The organism is Amycolatopsis sp. NBC_00345 (genome assembly GCF_036116635.1).
GTDB lineage: Bacteria > Actinomycetota > Actinomycetes > Mycobacteriales > Pseudonocardiaceae > Amycolatopsis.
The window spans coordinates 4,855,864-4,874,147 of sequence record NZ_CP107995.1; the positions used below are offsets into that span (position 1 = coordinate 4,855,864).

Annotated in this window: 19 protein-coding genes and 1 tRNA gene; 14 read left to right on the forward strand and 6 right to left on the reverse strand. The window is 69.8% G+C overall.

What is annotated here, in order from left to right; translation table 11 throughout:
* Positions 1-110 precede the first annotated feature (110 nt).
* The 4 genes from OG943_RS21465 to OG943_RS21480 are packed head-to-tail and all read left to right on the forward strand — an operon-like array spanning position 111 to position 3,973.
* Positions 111-1,082, forward strand: coding sequence for an aminotransferase class IV (locus OG943_RS21465; RefSeq protein WP_328611575.1), 972 nt, complete (start codon positions 111-113; stop codon positions 1,080-1,082).
* Positions 1,079-2,143: a Gfo/Idh/MocA family protein gene (locus OG943_RS21470; protein WP_328611576.1), complete on the forward strand. Its 1,065-nt coding sequence runs from the start codon at positions 1,079-1,081 to the stop codon at positions 2,141-2,143. Before OG943_RS21465 ends, OG943_RS21470 begins: the two co-directional genes overlap by 4 nt.
* A gap of 58 nt (positions 2,144-2,201) precedes the next feature.
* Entirely contained in the window at positions 2,202-3,161 is a 960-nt protein-coding gene (locus tag OG943_RS21475) for a DUF3500 domain-containing protein (RefSeq protein ID WP_328611577.1), read from the forward strand.
* A 29-nt stretch (positions 3,162-3,190) separates the two neighbouring features.
* Positions 3,191-3,973, forward strand: a complete 783-nt coding sequence (locus OG943_RS21480) for an SDR family oxidoreductase (protein ID WP_328611578.1) — start codon at positions 3,191-3,193, stop codon at positions 3,971-3,973.
* Positions 3,974-4,262: 289 nt separating this feature from the next.
* On the opposite strand, the gene OG943_RS21485 is transcribed toward OG943_RS21480, so the two are convergent.
* Positions 4,263-4,826, reverse strand: coding sequence for a hypothetical protein (locus OG943_RS21485; protein ID WP_328611579.1), 564 nt, complete (start codon positions 4,824-4,826; stop codon positions 4,263-4,265).
* Between the two features lie 194 nt (positions 4,827-5,020).
* Between OG943_RS21485 and OG943_RS21490 the strand changes: the two genes are divergently transcribed.
* Positions 5,021-5,611, forward strand: coding sequence for a TetR/AcrR family transcriptional regulator (locus OG943_RS21490; RefSeq protein ID WP_328611580.1), 591 nt, complete (start codon positions 5,021-5,023; stop codon positions 5,609-5,611).
* Between the two features lie 98 nt (positions 5,612-5,709).
* Here OG943_RS21490 and OG943_RS21495 read toward each other — a convergent pair whose 3' ends face one another.
* Positions 5,710-6,600, reverse strand: a complete 891-nt coding sequence (locus OG943_RS21495) for an oxidoreductase (protein ID WP_328612123.1) — start codon at positions 6,598-6,600, stop codon at positions 5,710-5,712.
* A 101-nt stretch (positions 6,601-6,701) separates the two neighbouring features.
* Between OG943_RS21495 and OG943_RS21500 the strand changes: the two genes are divergently transcribed.
* From OG943_RS21500 to OG943_RS21515, 4 genes are all read left to right on the forward strand, one after another.
* Complete coding sequence (locus tag OG943_RS21500; RefSeq protein WP_328611581.1) at positions 6,702-7,109, forward strand: hypothetical protein; 408 nt, start codon at positions 6,702-6,704, stop codon at positions 7,107-7,109.
* Between the two features lie 509 nt (positions 7,110-7,618).
* Positions 7,619-8,611: an aldo/keto reductase gene (locus OG943_RS21505; protein WP_328611582.1), complete on the forward strand. Its 993-nt coding sequence runs from the start codon at positions 7,619-7,621 to the stop codon at positions 8,609-8,611.
* 83 nt (positions 8,612-8,694) lie between these two features.
* Positions 8,695-8,991, forward strand: coding sequence for a transposase (locus OG943_RS21510; protein ID WP_328611583.1), 297 nt, complete (start codon positions 8,695-8,697; stop codon positions 8,989-8,991).
* 134 nt (positions 8,992-9,125) lie between these two features.
* Positions 9,126-9,428, forward strand: coding sequence for an IS3 family transposase (locus tag OG943_RS21515; protein ID WP_328611584.1), 303 nt, complete (start codon positions 9,126-9,128; stop codon positions 9,426-9,428).
* A gap of 419 nt (positions 9,429-9,847) precedes the next feature.
* On the opposite strand, the gene OG943_RS21520 is transcribed toward OG943_RS21515, so the two are convergent.
* Together OG943_RS21520 and OG943_RS21525 are read right to left on the reverse strand one after the other, a co-directional pair.
* Positions 9,848-10,666 carry a YybH family protein gene (locus tag OG943_RS21520; RefSeq protein WP_328611585.1) on the reverse strand — a complete coding sequence of 273 codons (819 nt, stop codon included), beginning with the start codon at positions 10,664-10,666 and terminating at the stop codon, positions 9,848-9,850.
* Positions 10,654-11,448, reverse strand: coding sequence for an alpha/beta fold hydrolase (locus tag OG943_RS21525; RefSeq protein WP_328611586.1), 795 nt, complete (start codon positions 11,446-11,448; stop codon positions 10,654-10,656). The genes OG943_RS21520 and OG943_RS21525 overlap by 13 nt, the downstream gene beginning before the upstream one ends.
* Positions 11,449-11,511: 63 nt before the next feature.
* On the opposite strand from OG943_RS21525, the gene OG943_RS21530 reads away from it, so the two are divergent.
* Positions 11,512-12,324, forward strand: a complete 813-nt coding sequence (locus OG943_RS21530; protein ID WP_328611587.1) for a helix-turn-helix domain-containing protein — start codon at positions 11,512-11,514, stop codon at positions 12,322-12,324.
* A gap of 1,496 nt (positions 12,325-13,820) precedes the next feature.
* On the opposite strand, the gene OG943_RS21535 is transcribed toward OG943_RS21530, so the two are convergent.
* Positions 13,821-13,894, reverse strand: a tRNA-Ile gene (locus OG943_RS21535).
* A 182-nt stretch (positions 13,895-14,076) separates the two neighbouring features.
* Here OG943_RS21535 and lexA point away from each other — a divergent pair.
* On the forward strand, positions 14,077-14,733 hold the full coding sequence (gene lexA / locus OG943_RS21540) for a transcriptional repressor LexA (RefSeq protein ID WP_328611588.1): 657 nt from the start codon (positions 14,077-14,079) through the stop codon (positions 14,731-14,733).
* 247 nt (positions 14,734-14,980) lie between these two features.
* On the opposite strand, the gene OG943_RS21545 is transcribed toward lexA, so the two are convergent.
* Positions 14,981-15,559, reverse strand: a complete 579-nt coding sequence (locus OG943_RS21545) for a TetR/AcrR family transcriptional regulator (protein WP_328611589.1) — start codon at positions 15,557-15,559, stop codon at positions 14,981-14,983.
* Positions 15,560-15,682: 123 nt separating this feature from the next.
* Between OG943_RS21545 and OG943_RS21550 the strand changes: the two genes are divergently transcribed.
* The 3 genes from OG943_RS21550 to OG943_RS21560 all read left to right on the forward strand — a co-directional run bounded on the left by OG943_RS21550 (position 15,683) and on the right by OG943_RS21560 (position 18,283).
* On the forward strand, positions 15,683-16,150 hold the full coding sequence (locus OG943_RS21550; RefSeq protein ID WP_328611590.1) for a cupin domain-containing protein: 468 nt from the start codon (positions 15,683-15,685) through the stop codon (positions 16,148-16,150).
* 62 nt (positions 16,151-16,212) lie between these two features.
* Positions 16,213-17,262 carry an amidohydrolase family protein gene (locus OG943_RS21555; protein ID WP_328611591.1) on the forward strand — a complete coding sequence of 350 codons (1,050 nt, stop codon included), beginning with the start codon at positions 16,213-16,215 and terminating at the stop codon, positions 17,260-17,262.
* Positions 17,263-17,389: 127 nt separating this feature from the next.
* Entirely contained in the window at positions 17,390-18,283 is an 894-nt protein-coding gene (locus tag OG943_RS21560; protein ID WP_328611592.1) for an NAD(P)H-binding protein, read from the forward strand.
* Position 18,284: the final 1 nt, after the last annotated feature.

Consider the following 18,284-nt stretch of genomic DNA (forward strand, 5'->3'; position numbering starts at 1 on the left):
CGTCTAAATGAAGCATTGCCAGCGCCTGGGAAACTTGGACAGCCACGGGCCGCCGTGTTTTTCTTGGAGCCACGGCGTCCGTACTCCGAGGTTTCCGGAAAGGAACATTCATGTCTGCTGGCTATGGGCGGCTGATCTGGCGCAACGGCGTCCTCATGCCGTGGGAGGAGGCCACCGTCCACATCAGCTCAGTGGGCCACGCCTCGGTCTCGGCCGCGTTCGAAGGCGTGCACGCCTACTGGAGCAGCACGCGGGAGACGCTGTACGGCTTCCGGTTGCGCGAACACATGCAACGCCTGCTCGAATCGCTGCGCATGAGCTGGATGGAGCCCGAGTTCGACGCGGACGCGCTCGTCGCCGCGACGGTCGAGCTCCTCGCGTCCTGGCCGACCACGGGCAAGGACCTGCACATCCGCCCGTGGGGCTTCGCCGCCGGGACGCATCGCCAGCAGATGGTGCCGCGCGGCACGCCGGCCGAGATCGCCATCGAGACCTGGGAGTTCGAGAGCAAGCTGGGCCAGGGCCGCACCTGCACGCTCGCGGTCAGCTCCTGGCCGCGGTTCAACCACGGCGCGTCACCGGCGTCGATGAAGGTGTTCTCCAACTACCACAACGGCCGGCTGGGCAACATCGACGCCACCGCGCGCGGGGCCGACTGGCCGGTCTTCCTCAACACCAACGGCCACGTCACCGAGTCGTCGGGCTCGTGCATCGCCCTGGTCCGGCGTGGCCGGCTGGTCACCCCGAGCCTGTCCGACGGGGTACTGGACAGCATCACCCGGCGCACGATCATCCAGCTGGCGCAAGAAGAACTCGGCCTCGAAGTGGAGACCAGGCCGGTGGAGCGCACCGAGCTGTACCTCGCCGACGAGATCTTCCTCCTGGGCACCTCGGCCGAGGTGCTGCCCGCCGTCGAGGTGGACGGCTTCCCGATCGGCGACGGCAAGACCGCGGGTGAGATCACGCAGGCGATCGAGGCCCGCTACCACGACACCGTGCGAGCCGTGACCGGCAAGCACGACGAATGGCTGACCCCGGTTCTCTCCCCCACTGGTTCGAGCGATGCCCGGAGTGCGAAATGAAGCGTCTCGTCCACGCCGTCGTCGGCTGCGGCCGCGTCTCCCCCAACCACGTCGACGGCTTCTCCGCTCTGTCCGATGTGGAGGTTCGCTGGGCCTGCGACCGCGATCGCACGACCGCGGAGTCGCTGGGCCTGCCGCGCGTCACCACGGACGTGCGCGAGGTGCTGGCCGACCCGGAGGTCGACAGCGTCTCCATCGCGACCGGGCACGCCCTGCACCACGAACTGGTCGCTGCAGCGCTGAAAGCAGGAAAGCACGTGCTGGTCGAGAAGCCGCTCGCCCTCAGCGTCGAGGACGGCGCGGCCCTGACCTCCCTCGCCGAGCGCGCCGGACGGGTGCTGTCGGTCGTCTCCCAGCACCGCTACGACCGCGTCGTCACCGCCGTCCGCGGCTGGATCGAGACCGGCCTGCTGGGCCACCTCGTCTCCGGCGTGGTCAGCCTGCAGTGCGGCCGCGACGACGCGTACTACGCGGGCAGCGATTGGCGCGGCACCTACGCGGGTGAGGGCGGCTCGGCCCTGATCAACCAGGGCTACCACGCGCTCGACGTGACCCGCTGGCTGACCGGCGGGCTCGAGGTGGTCGGCGCGGCCACCGGGCACACCGCGCCGCGGGGCGGCATGGAGACCGAGGACACCCTGGCGGCGCTGTTACGCGGGCCGCAGGGCGCGCTCGTGACCTACCAGGTCACCGTGGCCAGCAGCATCACCTGGCGCACCCGTCTCGAGATCATCGGCACCGGCGGAACGGTCCTGTTCGACCTCGATCACCCCGGCACCCTCCACGTGGCGGAAGGCAACGAGGAGCTGCGTGCGGCGGCGGAAGAGCTCGCCTCGGAGGTGGTGGCGCAGGCTCCGCCCGGTATCGGCTACTACGGCATCTCACACCGTCGGCAGATCGCGGACTTCGTGGCGGCCGTGCGCGACGGGCACCGGATGATCGCCGACGACCGGGCCGGGCTGGACACGCTGACCCTGCTCCAGGACATCTATCGGGCGGCCCGGCGTGAAGTGGCGGCACCCGTCCTGTCCGCACCCGTCCTGTCCGCACTGGGGAGCTGAGTCGCCGATTCGCTTCGTCCAGCACTCCCGCAAACGACAGAGGGGCAAGCCACAACTCATGTCACAGACAACCCTCCACACCGAGACCGACTACTTCGTCACCGACATCGCCAACGCCACGCGCCGGTATCTCGATTTGCTGGACGCCGGCCAACGCGAACACGCGATTCGCGCGAGCACCGACGACGATCTCAGGCACCGCTGGGGGTACGCACCCGGCACCCGGCCGGGCCTGGCGCTCGGCGATCTCCGGCGAGACCAGCGCAAGGCCGTGCACGGTTTGCTCACGGCCGTGCTCAGCCCGCACGCCTACACGCAGGCCGCGGCGGTCATGGCGCTGGAAGACGTCCTCGACCACCGGGAGGGCGGGTACCGCGACCGTCACAGCGGCGACTACTGGACCATGCTCTTCGGTACCCCGGACGGCGACGAACCGTGGGGATGGCGGATCGAAGGCCACCACCTGTCGGTGAATGTCCTCGTCGCCGACGGCCGCGTCTCGGCGACACCGTTCTTCCTCGGCGCGAACCCGGCCCGCGTCCACTACCGCGGCCGCGTGATCGGCCAGCCGTTGCTGCTCGAAGAAGAACTCCCCCGCGAACTCCTCGACCGCATGGGCCCGACCGCCCGCGACCTCGCCGTCGTATCGGAGCTCACACCACAGGACATCCGCAGCGGCAATTCCCCGCGCATCACCCCATCCGAACCGGCCGGCGTGACACTGGCGCAACTCGGCAAGCCCGCCGGCCGGCTGCTGCTCGACATCGTCCGCCTCTACCTCGACCGGCTCCGGCACGAACTCGCCGACCAGGAGTTCGCGCGGATCGACCAGGATCGCCTGCACTTCTCGTGGGAGGGCTCGCTGCGTCGCGGCGAAGGCCACTACTACCGCGTCCAGGGCCCGGAACTGCTCATCGAGTACGACAACACCTTCAACGAGGCCAACCACATCCACACCGTCTGGCGTCGCCATTCGGCCGACTTCGGCGACGACCTCCTCGCCGCCCACTGCGGCTGAAGTCGTCACCACGGCAGGAGAGGAAACCGATGGAAGTCCGTCTGGACGGCCGCAGCGCCATCATCACCGGTGCCAGCAAGGGTCTCGGGCTCGCGATGGCCAAGGAGTTCGCCGCCTCCGGCGCCAATGTGGCGATCCTGGCCCGCAATCCCGACACGCTGGCCGAAGCCAAGGCGGCGGTCTCGGCCGGCGCCCAGGGCCGGGTCGAAACCTTCAGCTGCGACGTTTCCCAGGCCGCCGACATCCGGAAAGCCCATGCCGCGGTCGCCGGCGCGTTCGGGCCGGTCGACATCCTGGTCAACAATGCCGGCCAGACCCGGTCCATGCCGTCGGACCAGATCACCGATGACGTCTGGCAGGAAGACCTGGACCTGAAGTTCTTCGCGGCGATCCGCCTTACCCGGCTGGTCTGGCCGGGCATGAAGCAGCGCAAATGGGGCCGGATCATCAACGTGCTCAACACCGGGGCCAAGACACCGCAAGCCAACGGCGCCCCCACGGTGGTGTCGCGCGCGGCCGGCATGGCGCTGATGAAGGTCCTCGCCGGTGAGGGCGCGCCGCACGGCATCCTGGTCAACGCCCTGCTGGCCGGCAACCTCGTGTCGGATCAGATCGCGAGCCGTTACCGGGCCGAGGACCCGGACATTTCCTTCGAGGACTATGTCGCCGAGGCCGGCGCCACGATCCCGGTCGGCCGCATGGGCAAGGCCGAGGAATTCGCCGCCATGGCCTGCTTCCTGTGCTCGGATCAGGCCGGCTTCACGGCCGGGACGGCGATCAATATGGACGGCGGCGCCTCGCCCGTGGTCTGACGCCGCCGGGCCGCGGTCCGGGCCGTCCGGTGCTGTTCAGGCCGGCCGGGCGCATCTTTCCGGTCAGCCGGTGTCCCGTCGCCGTGGATCGCGGCGGGACACCGGCCGGGAACGCCGGGACCGCGTGCCAGAGCCGGTCCAGCGGCACCTCGCCGGCCACGGCGATCACCTTGCGGTCCTCGTCGACGACCAACCGGGCGTGGCCCTGGTAGCCCCGGCTGGTCCACGGTTTCGCGTCGCGGAGGCCCTCGATGTCCGGGACCAGCGCACCGCTGCCCGTGGCGACAGGTCAGTTCGCCTTGGGGGTGCGGCCGAGGCGGATCGCCGAAACGAGGAAGAAGATGCCGCCGAGCACCGCGTAACCGGCCACAGTGGACAGAGACGGGTTCGCGGCGCCCGCGCTGAGAACGAAGTTCGCACCGGCCAGCACCGAAATGCCACCGCTGAGGATCATCGGCCACTGCCCGCCCATCCTGCGGCGGGTGATCGCCACGACCAGCTGGATCAGCCCGGCGACGATCGCCCAAGCACCCCACACCCGCAGCACGGCCGGAATCCCCGACGCGCTGCCGATCGCGATACCGACCGTGGCGAGCAGGCTGATCGCCATGTTCACGTACAACCCACGCGCCGGCCCGGCAGCGCGAGACGACCGGGCGTCCACAATGGCCGAACCCACGTCGAACAGCGGGTACAGGATCACCAACGCGACACCGACGGGCGGAAGACCCGACTTGGTCGTGGTGAACAACAACGCCGCCCACACGATGGCGAACGCGAACCGCACGAAGTACAACCGGCGCAACGCCGGGGCGAACCCGCCGGCGGCGGGCAAATCGACTGTGGTCACCATGACTCCTTCGCCATGGGGGAAGCTCCCCCCGCGAGACTGATCGTTCTATCTCGTCACAGCATGGCCGCGTGGTCGCATCCTCGTCAAGACCGAACGTTCTATCCGACTTATTACGGACGGCGCCGAGGCACGGTTCGGCGATACCGACCGTTCTCCTCGTATAGTGGGACGCGTACCAGGAAGCAGGTGACTCAGTGTCCGAAGCCCGCGATCGGCTGCTCAGCACGGCCAGCCGGCTGTTCTACACGCAAGGGCTGCACTCCGTCGGCATCGATCGGATCGTGGCCGAGGCCAAGGTGACGCGCGCGACGCTGTACCGCCACTTCCCGAGCAAGGACGACCTCGTCGTCGCGTACCTCACCGCCGCGGACGACACCGTCCGCGCCCAGGTCGAAGAGGCCCGCGCCTCGGGAGGCTCCGCCGTCGACATCGTGCGGGCCGTCGGCCGGACCATCACCGACGGCATCCGATCCGACGGCTTCCGCGGCTGCGCGTTCCTCAACGCGGCCGCCGAATACCCCTCCGACACGCACCCGGTGCACCAAACCGTGCTCAAGCACCGCCAGTGGTTCCTCGGCACCGTGACCGACCTGCTGGCCGCGACCGGCGAACCCGCGCCCGACCCCGCCGCCCGCCACTTCGTCATGCTCCGCGACGGCGCGATGACCGCCGGCTGTCTCACCGCCCCCGAACCGATCTGCGAAACCTTCCGGCTCGGCGTCGAAGGCCTCCTCAACTACCGCGGGACGTCCGCCGTCAAACGGGCCGCCCGCAAAAAAGGCTGACCCGAGAGCACCTCAAGGCGTAGCTCCGGCCGCATGCTGCCGAGCTTGAGGCCAAACCAGCCGGCATCACCGCCGCGACGGAAGGTACCGACATCCGCTCAAGGCTTCGCGATCAGCGGGAAGGTCACCCCGGTGAGCCGCTCCGACGTTTCCCACAGCCGCCGCGCCAGTACCGGGTCACTGGCCATCGCCGACCGGCCGACCAGCGCGGGGTGACCGTGCAGCTCGTAACGTCCGTCCGGGCCGACGTAGCTGGCGCCCGGCAGGTCCTGGGTCGCGGCGTACAAGGACGGCAGCGCGCCCTGCGCCTCGGTCTGCGCGAAGTAGCGCCCGGCCAGGTGAACGATCTTGACCAGTTGCGGGTTGCGGCCCTTGGTACCGAGATTGGTCGCCGAATAGCCGGGGTGTGAGGACAGCGCGCGCACGGACGATCCGGCCTCGCGGCAACGCCGCTCCAGCTCGAGGGTGAACAGCAGGTTCGCCAGCTTCGACCGGCCGTAGGCCTTCACCGGGCTGTAGCCGGAGCGGGCGAAGTCGAGATCATCGAGGTCGAGCACGCCCGCCTTGTGCGCACCGGAAGCCACGGTCACCACGCGGCCGGCGATCGAGGGCAGCAGCAGGTTGGTCAGCGCGAAGTGGCCGAGGTGGTTGGTGCCGAACTGCAGCTCGAACCCGTCCGCCGTATGACCGTGCGGAGTCATCGCCACCCCGGCGTTGTTGACCAGGATGTCGAGTTCACCCCGCCAGGCCTCGGCGAACGCGCGCACCGACGCCAGATCCGCCAGGTCCAGTTCGCGAACCTCGGTGTGGCCAGGCATGGCGGCCGCGGCCCGCTCGCCGGCGGCGACATCGCGCACCGCGAGGACCGTGCGCGCCCCTGCCGCGCTGAAGGCGGCCGCCGTGCCGCGGCCCACCCCGCTGGCCGCCCCGGTCACCACGACCGTGCGCCCGGTCAAGTCGGGAAGATCGCCGGCGGTCCACTTGTGCATCGTCACGATCGCCAGCTTAAGCGCCCGCCCGGGTTGACGTTGACTGTCGCTCAGTCCGAAGCGCACACCACCCAGCTGTCCACGCCCGGCCACCTCCTCCGATGTGGGGATTTCGTCGTCGCCGCGAGCACGAACGCGACGTCATCGACGTGCGGGCAAACATCGCGGCGAAGACTCCCCAGATCGCGGAGCCGTGGGAGTCAGTCGCGCGACAGGTGGCCGAGTTGTCACCGCGGGCGATCAGCGAACTGGTTGCGCTGCCCGCCGACCGTAACAAGATGGCACTGGACAACGCGCAACTCGACGACTGGGCCCGCGAGGGGAGTCCGGAGTGGGCCGAAGTCTTCGCCGAACTGCGGCACATCGGACGCCGGCTCGACGTCCTCGGCGCCTGCGTGAGTCCGGGCCGGTACCTCGAGGCTTTCTGGGGACGGCATCGGGTCGTGGCGGTACTGAGGCCGGCCGGGCCATTGCAGCTCGGCATCCCCGACTACTGCTCTCACACATGAAGAAAACCCATGGAATTGCATGTCGGCGTATGGCAGTTGGAGCGGTACTTCTTCCTTGATGACGTGGATCGGGTGTTGATCGAGCCGAAGCGGCGTGATCACCACAAGGCCGAGTAGCTGGACAGCGGGGACCCGTCGTGTGCGAAGTCCTGCAGCGATCGTGGCAAGACCAGGCTGGAACATGTCCGGGAGATCCGCGATGCCGTGGACGACCGGGGACGGTCCGAAGGCGGTGCTGGACGGGCTGCTGGAAGTCGCCGCGGGCGACCGGCCCGGGCGGTGGCGGGCCCACCACCGCGATGCACGTCACCTACTACGCGGTGTCCGGGCTCTATGGCGATCTGTTGCCGGTGGACCGTTTCACCCGCCCCCGCCCCCGCCGCGCCTGGCCCGCCGGCGGGGGCCGGTTCTCCGGCTTGACCTGGAGCGCGCTCCAAGTCCTAGTGTCGGAGGCGTTCGCCAGCCCTTGAGGTACCGCCCGGTCCGCCGGGCAGGAGGAGTATCCGCGCATGATCACCCGAACCACGCTCGGCTCACCCGGTCTCACCGTCAGCGCGATGGGCCTGGGGTGCATGGGGATGAGCGAGAGCTACGGCGCCGCCGACTGGGACGGCGGCCTGGCCACCATCGACCGGGCCCTGGAGCTGGGCGTCACGTTCCTGGACACCGCCGACGCCTACGGCACCGGGCACAACGAGGTGCTGGTGGGCCGGGCCATCCACGGCCGCCGGGACCAGGTGCAGCTGGCCACCAAGTTCGGCATCGACCGCAGCGCCGGCGACCGGGCACGCCGCATCCGCGGTGCCCGGGACTACGTGCTGCGCTCCTGCGACGCCTCGCTGCTGCGGCTGGGCGTCGAGGTGATCGACCTGTACTACGCCCACCGCCCGCCCCAGGACGTGGAGATCGAGGAGACCGTCGGGGCGATGGCCGAGCTGGTCGAGGCGGGCAAGGTCCGCCATCTGGGCCTGTCCGAGGTCGACGGCGAGCTGCTGCGCCGGGCGCACGCGGTGCACCCGATCACCGCGGTGCAGAGCGAGTACTCGCTGTGGACCCGCGACGTCGAGGCAGTCACCCCGGTGATGGCCGAGCTGGGGGTCGGGCTGGTGCCGTACTCGCCGCTGGGGCGGGGGTTCCTGACCGGCGCCCTGGACCGCTCCACGCTGGGAGAGAAGGACTTCCGGCGCACCAACCCCCGTTTCGCCGGCGAGGCGGGCGAGGCCAACGACAAGATCGCGCAGACCGTGCGCGAGGTGGCCGACCGGCTGGGTGCCACTCCGGCCCAAGTGGCGCTGGCCTGGGTGTACGCCCAGGCCGAGCGGCTCGGGGTGGCGGTGGCGACCATTCCGGGCACCCGCAGCCCGGCCCGGCTGGAGCAGAACGCGGCCGCGCTGGAGCTCACCCTGGACGCCGAGGCGCTGGCCGCGCTGGACCCGCTGAGCGACCAGGTGATGGGCGAGCGTTACACCCCCGCGCACACCGCTGAGGTCGCTCGGGCTTAGCCGGTGGGCGCGATGGCGTTGCCCCCAGATGCCGGACCCGGGTTTGTGGAGTCGATGGTTTGTCGTCTGGAAGGCTGTCGATCATGCCGAAGGCTTACCCCGCCGAGTTCCGGGCTCGGGCGGTTGCTCTTGTCCGGGCTGGCAAGTCCGTCCGGTGGACCGCTCTCGAGCTCGAGATCAGCGAGTCCTGCCTGCACAGCTGGATCAAACAGGACCGTATCGACCACGGTGAACGTCCCGGTCTGAGCAGCACCGAGCACGCCGATCTCGTGACTGCGAAGCGACGGATCCGCCGGCTGGAGACCGAGCTGGAGGTCCTGCGCGAGGCCTCGAAGATCTACGAGGAGCTGAAGGGCGACCCAAAAGGGCATTCCCGGTAATCGCCCGCCTTGCGGAGCGAGGACTACCGGTCAAGCTGGCCTGCCGGCTGCTGGAGGTCAGCCATTCCGGGTTCTACGAGTGGCGCTCGAGGCCGATCTCGCCCGCTGCGCTGCGCCGGGAGTGGCTGACCGGGGTGATCACTGAGATCCATGCCCGCTCCCGCGGCACCTACGGCGCACCTCGGGTGCACGCCGAGCTGCGCCTGGGGATGGGGATCATGATCAGCCGCAAGACGGTCGCGAAACTCATGCGGGCGGCCGGGCTGGCCGGGATTCCGCGGCGGCAGACCCGCAAGAACCCGAAAATCGAGGTCCGCAGCGAGGACCTGGTAAACCGGAATTTCCTGCGCACACAACCAAATCTGCTCTGGGTATGCGACATCACCGAGCATCCCACTCGCGAAGGAAAACTCCACGAACTACAACAACCCGCCTGACACTCCACAGACGACGGTCCGGAGAACCGGGGCAACGCCACCCCACAACCGGGCGCACGCTGGCAACGTGGCGCAATGGCGGGGCTGCTTCGCAAGCCGCAACGTCGCGCGCCGTCGCCTCCCCGTATCCTGGTGGCAGTGGGCGAGCCCGAAGGTGAAGCCGGTGGCCGCTACAGACGTTGAATGGCCGGCATTACGGTGGTTCCGGGTCGAGTGCAGTGTGAGCGAGGAACGCGTCGAGCAGCCCGGGTCGGTACTGGATGCGTTTGAGCCGATTCTTCACCGCCAGGTCGAATACGAATGCTGTGGCTGCGGCTTTCGACATACCTCGCCACGGCCCGCCAAGCCCGTGCCCCCCGCTTGACCGTGACGGGCGGATGCCGAGGCGGCGTCGGTTACTTCCTACGAGGGGCGAGCAGTCACGCGATTCCTTGCGGGTTGGCGATGATCATGCGCCAACCGTGCTCGGGCGTGTGCTTCAGGACGTTCGTGGCGGTGCCGCGCGAGTCGATCTGCTGCCCGTCGGGTGTGGTGATCTGCAAAGTGTAGTCGACGATGATCAGCGCCACGTCACCTCGGCGGAAAACGTGTCGCGTCCGGTTCTCCAGATGGGCCTGAACGGCGATGAGGTTCTTCAGCTCCTGACCGACGAGATCGTGGCCTTCGACGACGGACCCGTCGGAGGTCCGCATGGTCGCTTCCGGGTCGTAGAGAGCCTGGAGACGGTCGTGGTCCCCTGAGTTGAGCGCGTGGTCGAACGCGGTGGCGAAGGTGGCAGGGTCGGTGATCTTCTGGTCCATCGTGGTGTCCTCTCCGGCGACGAGCGCGCGCAGCGTGGCGAGTGAAGTGGCCTGGCCTCCGACGACGAGGTCGCCGTCGGCGATTTCCAGGAAGCGGACCCAGATGCGCTGGGCGTTCTCCTCGGTCGGGGCGCAGCCTTCGATCATCATGAGCTCGTGGGTGATCCGCGCGCCCAGGTCGAGCTTCGACGGTTCGGTCATCGCGCCGCGCAGCGTGGTGACCTCGACGTAGTAGTAGGGCTTCGACGGGGTACCGGTGGCCTTGAGGAACCCCGTCTCGGGTAGCTGCTCGAACAGCACCCAGGTCAGTTCCGGGGCGACGGTGCTGCCGGCGAATCCCTCGGCGGAGTAGGTCAGTTCGCCGAGCGCGGCGGCGATCCGCTCCGGGTCATGTCCGAGGAACGCGGTTTCGCTGGTGGTGATCTTCACCAGTGCCATGAGGTGAACTCCTTGCAGAAGGTGTCGATGCGTGCGGCGAGCTGTTCGGGACGTTCCAGCGGTAGGAGGTGCCCGGCGCCGGGCACCACGTCGAGCCGGGCACTGGGGATGACGCCGGCGACGTTCCCGCGCATCACCTCGACCGGCTCGACCCGGTCGTGTTCCCCCACCACCACGAGCACCGGGACGTCGATCCGCGCCAGGTCCGCCGAGACGTCCTCCAGGATCGTGCGCGCCGGCCACTCGCGTTTCGCCGCTGAGGCGCCCGCCAGGCTGTCCTCGACGACCTGCTCGCGGAGCGCGTCCGAGAGGGGTGCGTGGCTCAGCACGACGTCCAGCGTCGCCAGCACCGACTCACGACTTTCGTAAGCCGTAGCCATCTGTGCACGGACCCCGTCGGGGATCGGGACGGGCTTGGCCGGCGCCGGCGCGACCAAGACCGCACCGCGCAGTCCCGCCGGGCGGCGGGTCGCGAGCAGTTGCGCGACCTTGCCGCCCATGCTGTGCCCGACCAGGACGTAGTCGTCGAGTTCCAGCGCGGTGATCACGGCCTGCGCGTCGCCGGCGAGGTCGGCCGTCGTGTAGCCGGTTTCCGGTGCACTGGACCGACCCCAGCCCCGGTGGTCGAGCGCGACGCAGCGCGCGGTCAAGCACTCGATCACCGGGTACCAGGTGCGGACCGACCCGCCCCAGTAGTGCAGGAACACCAGCGCCGGCCCGGCTCTGCCGGTGTCCTCGACGTGCACTGACGCCGTATCGGTGATGATATGAGAATCGGTCATGCTTCGACACGATAGGGAGGAATACGGGTGAACGGCGGACCTCGATCTGTGAAAACGAGACAAGTGATCCGCCGTGTGCCGTTCCAGGCTCCCGCGCCGTTCGGAGTCGAGGTGCTGACGATCGCGCAGCTGTGGGCGATGGCTCCGCCGGGTTATCTCGCCTCGCCGCAGCGTCCGGACTTCCACCTGCTGCTCCTGGTGACCGGTGGGGCGACGACCCACACCCTCGACTTCGAGCGGTATCGGCTGGAGCGCGGTTCGGCGCTGTGGGTCCGGCCCGGCCAGGTCCAGGTCTTCGGCGAGCGCGCCACCGGCGACCTCGTCCTGTTCCAGCCGGACTTCCTCATCCCCGGCACCCACGCCGCCGCTCTCGCCGGCGATCGCGCTGGCCTGGTCGCCGCGACCGCACCCGTCGAGCCAGCCCGCCGGGCGCTGCGCCGTGAGTACGACCGCGCCCGGCAGCCGACCACCGTCCAGACCGAGACACTGCGGCACCTGCTGTCGGTCCTCATCCTGGGCCTGGCCCGCCATACCCCGGACCGCACACCGGACGCCGGTGGCCTCGACGCCCGCTTCCGGGCCCTGCTCGAACGCGACTTCACCACCGCGCACGACGTCGCCTACTACGCCCGCCGCCTCGGCTACTCCGCCCGCACCCTCAGCCGAGCCACGCAGGCCGCGGCCGGCGAGTCACCGAAGCAAGCCATCAACGACCGACTCGCCCTCGAAGCCCGCCGACTCCTCGCCCACACCGACCAGCCGGTCTCCCAGCTCGCCCGCCACCTGGGCTTCCGCGACCCGTCGAACTTCTCGACCTTCTTCACCATCCACACCGGACAACCACCGACGGTGTTCCGCGCCGGCACTCGGCCGTGATACAGCAGCTGCGCCGGACACGATCACCGTCACTTTCGGCCCCGCGGGCACCGCGGTCCCTTCCCCCGCGCCTGGCTCGACGCGCAGCTGAACGCCTCGGACGGGGACGGCCGCACCGAAGCCGGCAAACAGCTGTGGCAAGCCCGCGACCTCGACGGCCGGCTGCCCGCCGCGGACTGGGCCGCCTACCGCGACGACCCGGCCGAGCGGGCGCGGGTCCTGCGCGCCGTACGCGACCTCGGATTCGCCCTCCTGCACGGCACCCCGACCGAGGAGGAGACCGTGCTCGCCATCGCCCGGACGTTCGGCTATCCGCGCGAGACGAACTACGGCACGCTCTTCGACGTCCGCGTCGAACCCGATCCCAGCAACCTCGCGAGAACACCCGTCGGCCAGAGGAAAAAGTCTTGTCCGGCATCACTCGGCACCGTCCGACACGCCATGGTGCTGTCTCTCAACCAGCGGGTTCGGGGTTCACGGCCCGATCGCTGGCAGCGAGGGGGTCAGCAATGCTATTCACGCAGGTCAAACACACGTGGCAGACAGAAGCCCGGACAAGGTTTGCCGCCGCTCGCAGGCAGGCATCCGCACTGGGCCGGCAGGGATCCTGCAACATCGGCCAGGACGTGAAAGTAGGCGCCGTGCCGGAAGACGCGGGCCGACGCGACAGCGCAAGCCGTCCGGCGATCCGACAAGCGGCGCACCTCCTCCACGACCAAGTAAGGAAGTCAGTCCCACGCTCGGTCAAGCGCGGCGGCCGGCGCCGCCGACCATCCGTCTCCAGGACGCACTCACACCCCGCTCGCCGAGCGCACCGGCACCCACGTCAACGGCAGCGCCGTGATGATCTCGCGGACGGCGGCAACACCGAAGGTGGTCCCGAGGCTGAAGTTCACCAGCGCAACGTCCCACCACAAACATCAGGAGTCCACAACCACACCGAGGGAGGCGGCGTCAACGCAGGGCGGCGATGTCCCCAAGCGCCATCGGCGGCCACCGGCGACAGCCGGACGCCCCATCACTGGATGACCGTCAAAATCGCCCCTACTCATGGGTAGCAAAAAAGCCCAGGACGTTGACCTGGGCTTTGCTCCCCCCGCTTGGACTCGAACCAAGAACCCTCCGGTTAACCAGTTCGAGCCGTTTCGCGCGGACGTCGATCGACACAGGTGGGATGTCTACGATCGCCCATACCGTCAGCCGATGTCAGGCAGCATCAGTCGATCTACAGCTTCTCCCTGTCCGGAATACCAATCGTCGTCACCCGTCCGGCGGCGACCACATCGGGCTGCCTACCCCCCCTCGGCCGCATACGGCACCCATCCCTCGGCCGCCGCACATTCACCGAGATACCCACGGCCCCGAACCGCCGATCCACCAGCGGCCCGGCTGCCGTCCACAACACAGGAGCACAGAATGAGCACCGAGCTTGCTGACAATCGGACAACAAGGCGATCGAAGCGGAAGAACCGCGGGTCAGGGGGTGGATTCAAGAGTGGGGCGGGTCGGGCTCGAACCGACGGCCAAGGGATTATGAGTCCCCTGCTCTAACCAACTGAGCTACCGCCCCGTTGACCGGTGCCCGTTTGCATTAGCACATAAGCCCCAGTTCGATCAAAACTATCACAGTGCCTCGCCCGGCCTCAGAGCCCTTCGCCCTGACCGCGATACTCCCCGTGTCCGGCCACAGCGGTCCGCCGGCCGGGCGTGCCGCTGCCGGGATCACGGCCGCTGACCTCTACTATTTCGCGGGTGACCGCCTACGACGACGCATTCGAGCACCTGGACGCCTCCGCCCTGCCCCTGCGCCAGCAGCGGATCCTGGTGACGATCCGTGACTGGGTGGTCCGGCACGGGTACTCGCCCAGCACCCGGGAGATCGGCGACGCGGTCGGGCTGCGGTCGTCGTCCTCGGTGTCGAAGCATCTGGCGAGCCTGGAGGACAAGGGATTCCTGCGGCGCAGCACCACGATGTCCCGGCCGATCGACGTGCGCCTGTTCCTGGACGGGTCCGCGGCGCGGGAGCAGTCCGAGGACTCGGTGCCCGTGCCCGTGGTCGGCCACATCGCCGCGGGGACGCCGATCTCGGCCGAGGAGCACGTCGACGACGTCCTCACGCTGCCGCGCGGGCTCACCGGGCGGGGCACCGTCTTCGGCCTGCGCGTGCGCGGTGATTCGATGGTCGACGCGGCGATCTGCGACGGCGATATCGTCGTCGTGCGCCAGCAGTCCGAGGCCCACTCGGGACAGATCGTCGCCGCGATGATCGACGAGGAGGCCACCGTCAAGGTCTACCGCCGCCGCGGCGGCCACGTGTACCTCGAACCGCGCAACCCGGCCTACGACGTGATCGACGGCGACCGGGCCGTGGTGCTGGGCACCGTCGTTTCCGTGCTGCGCAGCGTCTGACCGCGGAGCCCCTTTCCCGAGTCCACTGTGGGTAGAGCGTTCCCGAGGACGGGTGACGCTTCCTCGACCTCCCATCGAGGCCTGTCGTCGGCGGATGGCGACGCTTAGAGTCCTTCACGTCGCATGGTTGCGCAATCAGCAGCCGTGCGGCGGCGGTGGGTTCCCGGAATCGACTTTCCCCGAAGTGCACCTCCGGGACCCACCGCCCACCATCCACTGTGGACCGCAGGCATTATCGACCGCAGGGTCAGACCGCGGCGAGACCCGCCACGTAGATGTCCGCCTGGCGGCGCGCGACGGTCTCCCAATCCTCGACGTGCGGAAGCCGCTGAGCCAGGAGCGCGCCGAAGACGACGAGGTCCGCCGTCCGCACGCCGGGCCGGATCGTGCCGTCGCGACGGCCCCGCTCCAGCATCGAGCCCAGCGTCCGGTGGACCTCGTCGCGCAGTGAGACCGTGGCCTCGTCGACCGGCGGCGGGCCGCCGTGCAGTGGCAGCACCAGGTCCGGGCCGTGCTCGATGGTCCGGCCGAGGAACGAGCGGATCGCCTCGATGGCGGACGCGTCGAGGCTCGCGGCGCGGCGGGCGGCGTCGAGCACCAGCTCGAAGGACCGGCGGGTCAGCGCGCCGAGCAGCGCCTCACGCGAGGGGTAGTGGCGGTAGACGGTGCCCACCCCGACCCCGGCGTCCGCCGCGACGGTGGCCATCGGGACCGCGGCACCCTCCCGGCGCACCGCGGCGGCCGCCGCCGTCAAGACCCGCTCGCGGTTGTCGGCCGCGTCCCGCCGCAGCCCACGGCGGCGGACGGCGCCGTTCTCCTCGCTCATGGACCGATGATGACAGCCGCGCCGCCCGCCATTGACGCGGCAATTAGGCGGACGATATCGTCCGTTTATTCGCGGGGCGCCGCTGAGGACACCCTCGACCGACGCACCGGACGGAGCCCGCACATGAGCATGGCCTACCTCGCCCAGCCCGAGCAGCAGCAGAAACTGGAGTGGCTCGACGGCGGCACGCTGTCGCTGCTGCTCGACGGCGCGGCCACCGGCGGCCAGCTGATGATCGGCCGCTTCGACGTCAGCCGGGGCGAAGCGCCGCCGTTCCACACGCACACGCGCGAGGACGAGATCTTCATGCTCATCGGGGGCACCGCACTGGTCTGGGTCGGCGAAGAGGAGCACGAGCTGAAGGAGGGCGGCATCGTCTTCCTGCCCAAGAACATCCCGCACGCCTACCGGATCACGTCCGCGAAGGCCGATCTGCTGATGATCAACACCCCGGCCGGCATCGAGGGCATGTTCCGCTACGCCGGGCGCGACCGGGCGACCCCGCGCCCGGACGGCTTCGAGATCTCCCCCGGCCGCCTGGCCGAGGCGTCGGAGAAGTTCGGGAACATCATCGTCGGCCCGCCCCGGTGAAATCCGCCTGACCCGGCGCGGGAATCCGGTACGTTCGAGCCGGACGACACGGGGGGTCAGCCATGGTGCTGCGGATCCGGGGTTATGCCCTGCCGCACGGCGAATACGTCGACCTGTACGCCGACGGCGACCGCTGGACCACCGATCCCGTGCCGAACGCGGAGCTCGCGGCCGAAGGCTGGCTGCTGCCGGGCCTGGTCGACGCGCACACCCACCCCGGCGCCGTGGCGCCCGGCGACCCGCTGGACGACGAGGTGCTGCGCGAGGACCTGCACCGGCACGTCGACGCCGGGGTCACCCTGATCCGCTCACCCGGGCTCGCGGGCGACCCGCCGCCGTGGTTCGGCGAGGACCCGGACGTGCCGCGCGCCTCGCACGCCGGGCCCTGGCTCGCGCAGCACGGCCAGTTCTTCGACGGCTGGGGCAACCGCGTCGACCACGCCGAGCTGCCGTCGGTCGCGGCGGCGCAGGCCAAGCGCAGCGGGTGGGCCAAGATCATCGCCGACTGGCGGACGGAAGACGAAGCCGTCCCCGTCGAGGTGCTCACCGCCGCGGCCGACGCGGTGCACGCGGCCGGCGGCCGCCTCGCCGTGCACACCCAGCATTCCGCCGGCAGCACCGCGGCGGTCGCGGCCGGGGTCGACTCGGTGGAGCACGGCATGTGGCTCGACTCCGGGCTGCTGCCGGACATGGCGCGGCGGGGCATCGCGCTGACCCCGACTTTGTCGGCGTTCCAAGGGATGCTGACGAGTTTGCGGGACCGCCCGGACGGCCCGGTCAAGGACTGGCTCCTGGGCGGCACCGAAGCGCACGCGCCGCTGGTGGCCGCCGCGGTCGAGGCCGGCGTCCGCATCCTGGCCGGCACGGACTCCCGCCCGCACGGGCAAGTCGGCGACGAGATCCGCGCGCTGGCCGCCACCGGCATCCGAACACACGACGCCCTCGCCGCGGCCTCCTGGTCGGCCCGCGAGTACCTCGGCCTGGGCGGCCTGGAACCCGGCGCCCCGGCCGACGCGGTCGTGTACGCGCAGGACCCGCGGACCGACCTGGGCCAGCTGGCCGCCCCGCTCGCCGTGATCCTGCGCGGACGGCGCGTCCGTCCTCACGCCTGACCTTCACCCCGGCTGAACCCGTTGGTGCGGCGGGGTTTCCGGCTCCTGAGCAGACGGCACCTTGCGTCGCCAAAAAGTAAACGGTACGGTCGAGTTTACTTCCACTCGAACACATCGGAGCGATGCCATGATCGTCATCACCACCCCCACCGGAAACATCGGCAGCCGCGTGCTCGCGCACGTCCTCGAAGGCGGCCAGCCGGTCCGCGTTGTCGTGCGGGACCCGGAAAAGCTGCCCGCCGACGTGCGCGGCCGGGTCGAGGTCGTCCAGGGCTCGCACGGCGACGCGGACGTCGTGGCCCGCGCGTTCAAGGGCGCCGACACGCTGTTCTGGCTGTGCCCGCCCAACCGCCAGGCCGCGAGTGCCGTGGAGGCCTTCGCCGGCTTCACCCGTCCCGCCGCCGAAGCCATGCGCAGCCAGGGGGTGCAGCGCGTCGTGAGCATCAGCAGCCTGGGCCGCAACACCCCGTACGCCGACCACGCCGGGCTCGGGACCGGGGCGCTGGCCATGGACGACCTGATCGCCGGCACCGGGGTGGCGTTCCGCGCACTGGCCCTACCCTCGTTCATGGACAACCTGTTGCGGCAGAAGAAGATCATCAAGGAGCAGGGCCGGTTCAACGGCACCTCCTCCGGCAGCTGGCGCGCACCCACCGTCGCGGTCCGCGACATCGCCGCCGTCGCCGCGAAGCTGCTGCTCGACCCGACGTGGACCGGTCAGGAGGAGGTCCCGGTGACCGGGCCCGAGGAACTGTCCAATGAGGACATGGCAGCCATCGCCGCCGAAGTGCTCGGCCGGCCCGTGCGGTACCGGCAGGTCCCCAAGCCCGCCTACCGGGAGCGGCTGCTCGGGCTCGGGATGTCCGAGGCCATGGCCCAGAGCATGATCGATATGGTCACTGCCAACGAAAACGGCCTCTACGAGGGCTTCACCCGCGCCCCGCAGTACGCGCTCGACGCCCCCACCACGTTCCGGCAGTGGTGCGAGGACACGCTCAAGCCCGCCGTGCTGTCGGCCTGAT

What these genes read in the sequence shown, in the direction of transcription:
- OG943_RS21495 (WP_328612123.1), bottom strand. Translation starts at nt 6,600, where the DNA reads ATGCACAAGTGGACCGCCGGCGATCTTCCCGACTTGACCGGGCGCACG.
- OG943_RS21550 (WP_328611590.1), top strand. Translation starts at nt 15,683, where the DNA reads ATGAGCATGGCCTACCTCGCCCAGCCCGAGCAGCAGCAGAAACTGGAG.
- OG943_RS21485 (WP_328611579.1), bottom strand. Translation starts at nt 4,826, where the DNA reads ATGGTGACCACAGTCGATTTGCCCGCCGCCGGCGGGTTCGCCCCGGCG.
- OG943_RS21475 (WP_328611577.1), top strand. Translation starts at nt 2,202, where the DNA reads ATGTCACAGACAACCCTCCACACCGAGACCGACTACTTCGTCACCGAC.
- OG943_RS21500 (WP_328611581.1), top strand. Translation starts at nt 6,702, where the DNA reads ATGTGGGGATTTCGTCGTCGCCGCGAGCACGAACGCGACGTCATCGAC.
- OG943_RS21510 (WP_328611583.1), top strand. Translation starts at nt 8,695, where the DNA reads ATGCCGAAGGCTTACCCCGCCGAGTTCCGGGCTCGGGCGGTTGCTCTT.
- OG943_RS21545 (WP_328611589.1), bottom strand. Translation starts at nt 15,559, where the DNA reads ATGAGCGAGGAGAACGGCGCCGTCCGCCGCCGTGGGCTGCGGCGGGAC.
- OG943_RS21465 (WP_328611575.1), top strand. Translation starts at nt 111, where the DNA reads ATGTCTGCTGGCTATGGGCGGCTGATCTGGCGCAACGGCGTCCTCATG.
- OG943_RS21480 (WP_328611578.1), top strand. Translation starts at nt 3,191, where the DNA reads ATGGAAGTCCGTCTGGACGGCCGCAGCGCCATCATCACCGGTGCCAGC.
- OG943_RS21520 (WP_328611585.1), bottom strand. Translation starts at nt 10,666, where the DNA reads ATGGCACTGGTGAAGATCACCACCAGCGAAACCGCGTTCCTCGGACAT.
- OG943_RS21525 (WP_328611586.1), bottom strand. Translation starts at nt 11,448, where the DNA reads ATGACCGATTCTCATATCATCACCGATACGGCGTCAGTGCACGTCGAG.
- OG943_RS21505 (WP_328611582.1), top strand. Translation starts at nt 7,619, where the DNA reads ATGATCACCCGAACCACGCTCGGCTCACCCGGTCTCACCGTCAGCGCG.
- OG943_RS21560 (WP_328611592.1), top strand. Translation starts at nt 17,390, where the DNA reads ATGATCGTCATCACCACCCCCACCGGAAACATCGGCAGCCGCGTGCTC.
- OG943_RS21555 (WP_328611591.1), top strand. Translation starts at nt 16,213, where the DNA reads ATGGTGCTGCGGATCCGGGGTTATGCCCTGCCGCACGGCGAATACGTC.
- OG943_RS21470 (WP_328611576.1), top strand. Translation starts at nt 1,079, where the DNA reads ATGAAGCGTCTCGTCCACGCCGTCGTCGGCTGCGGCCGCGTCTCCCCC.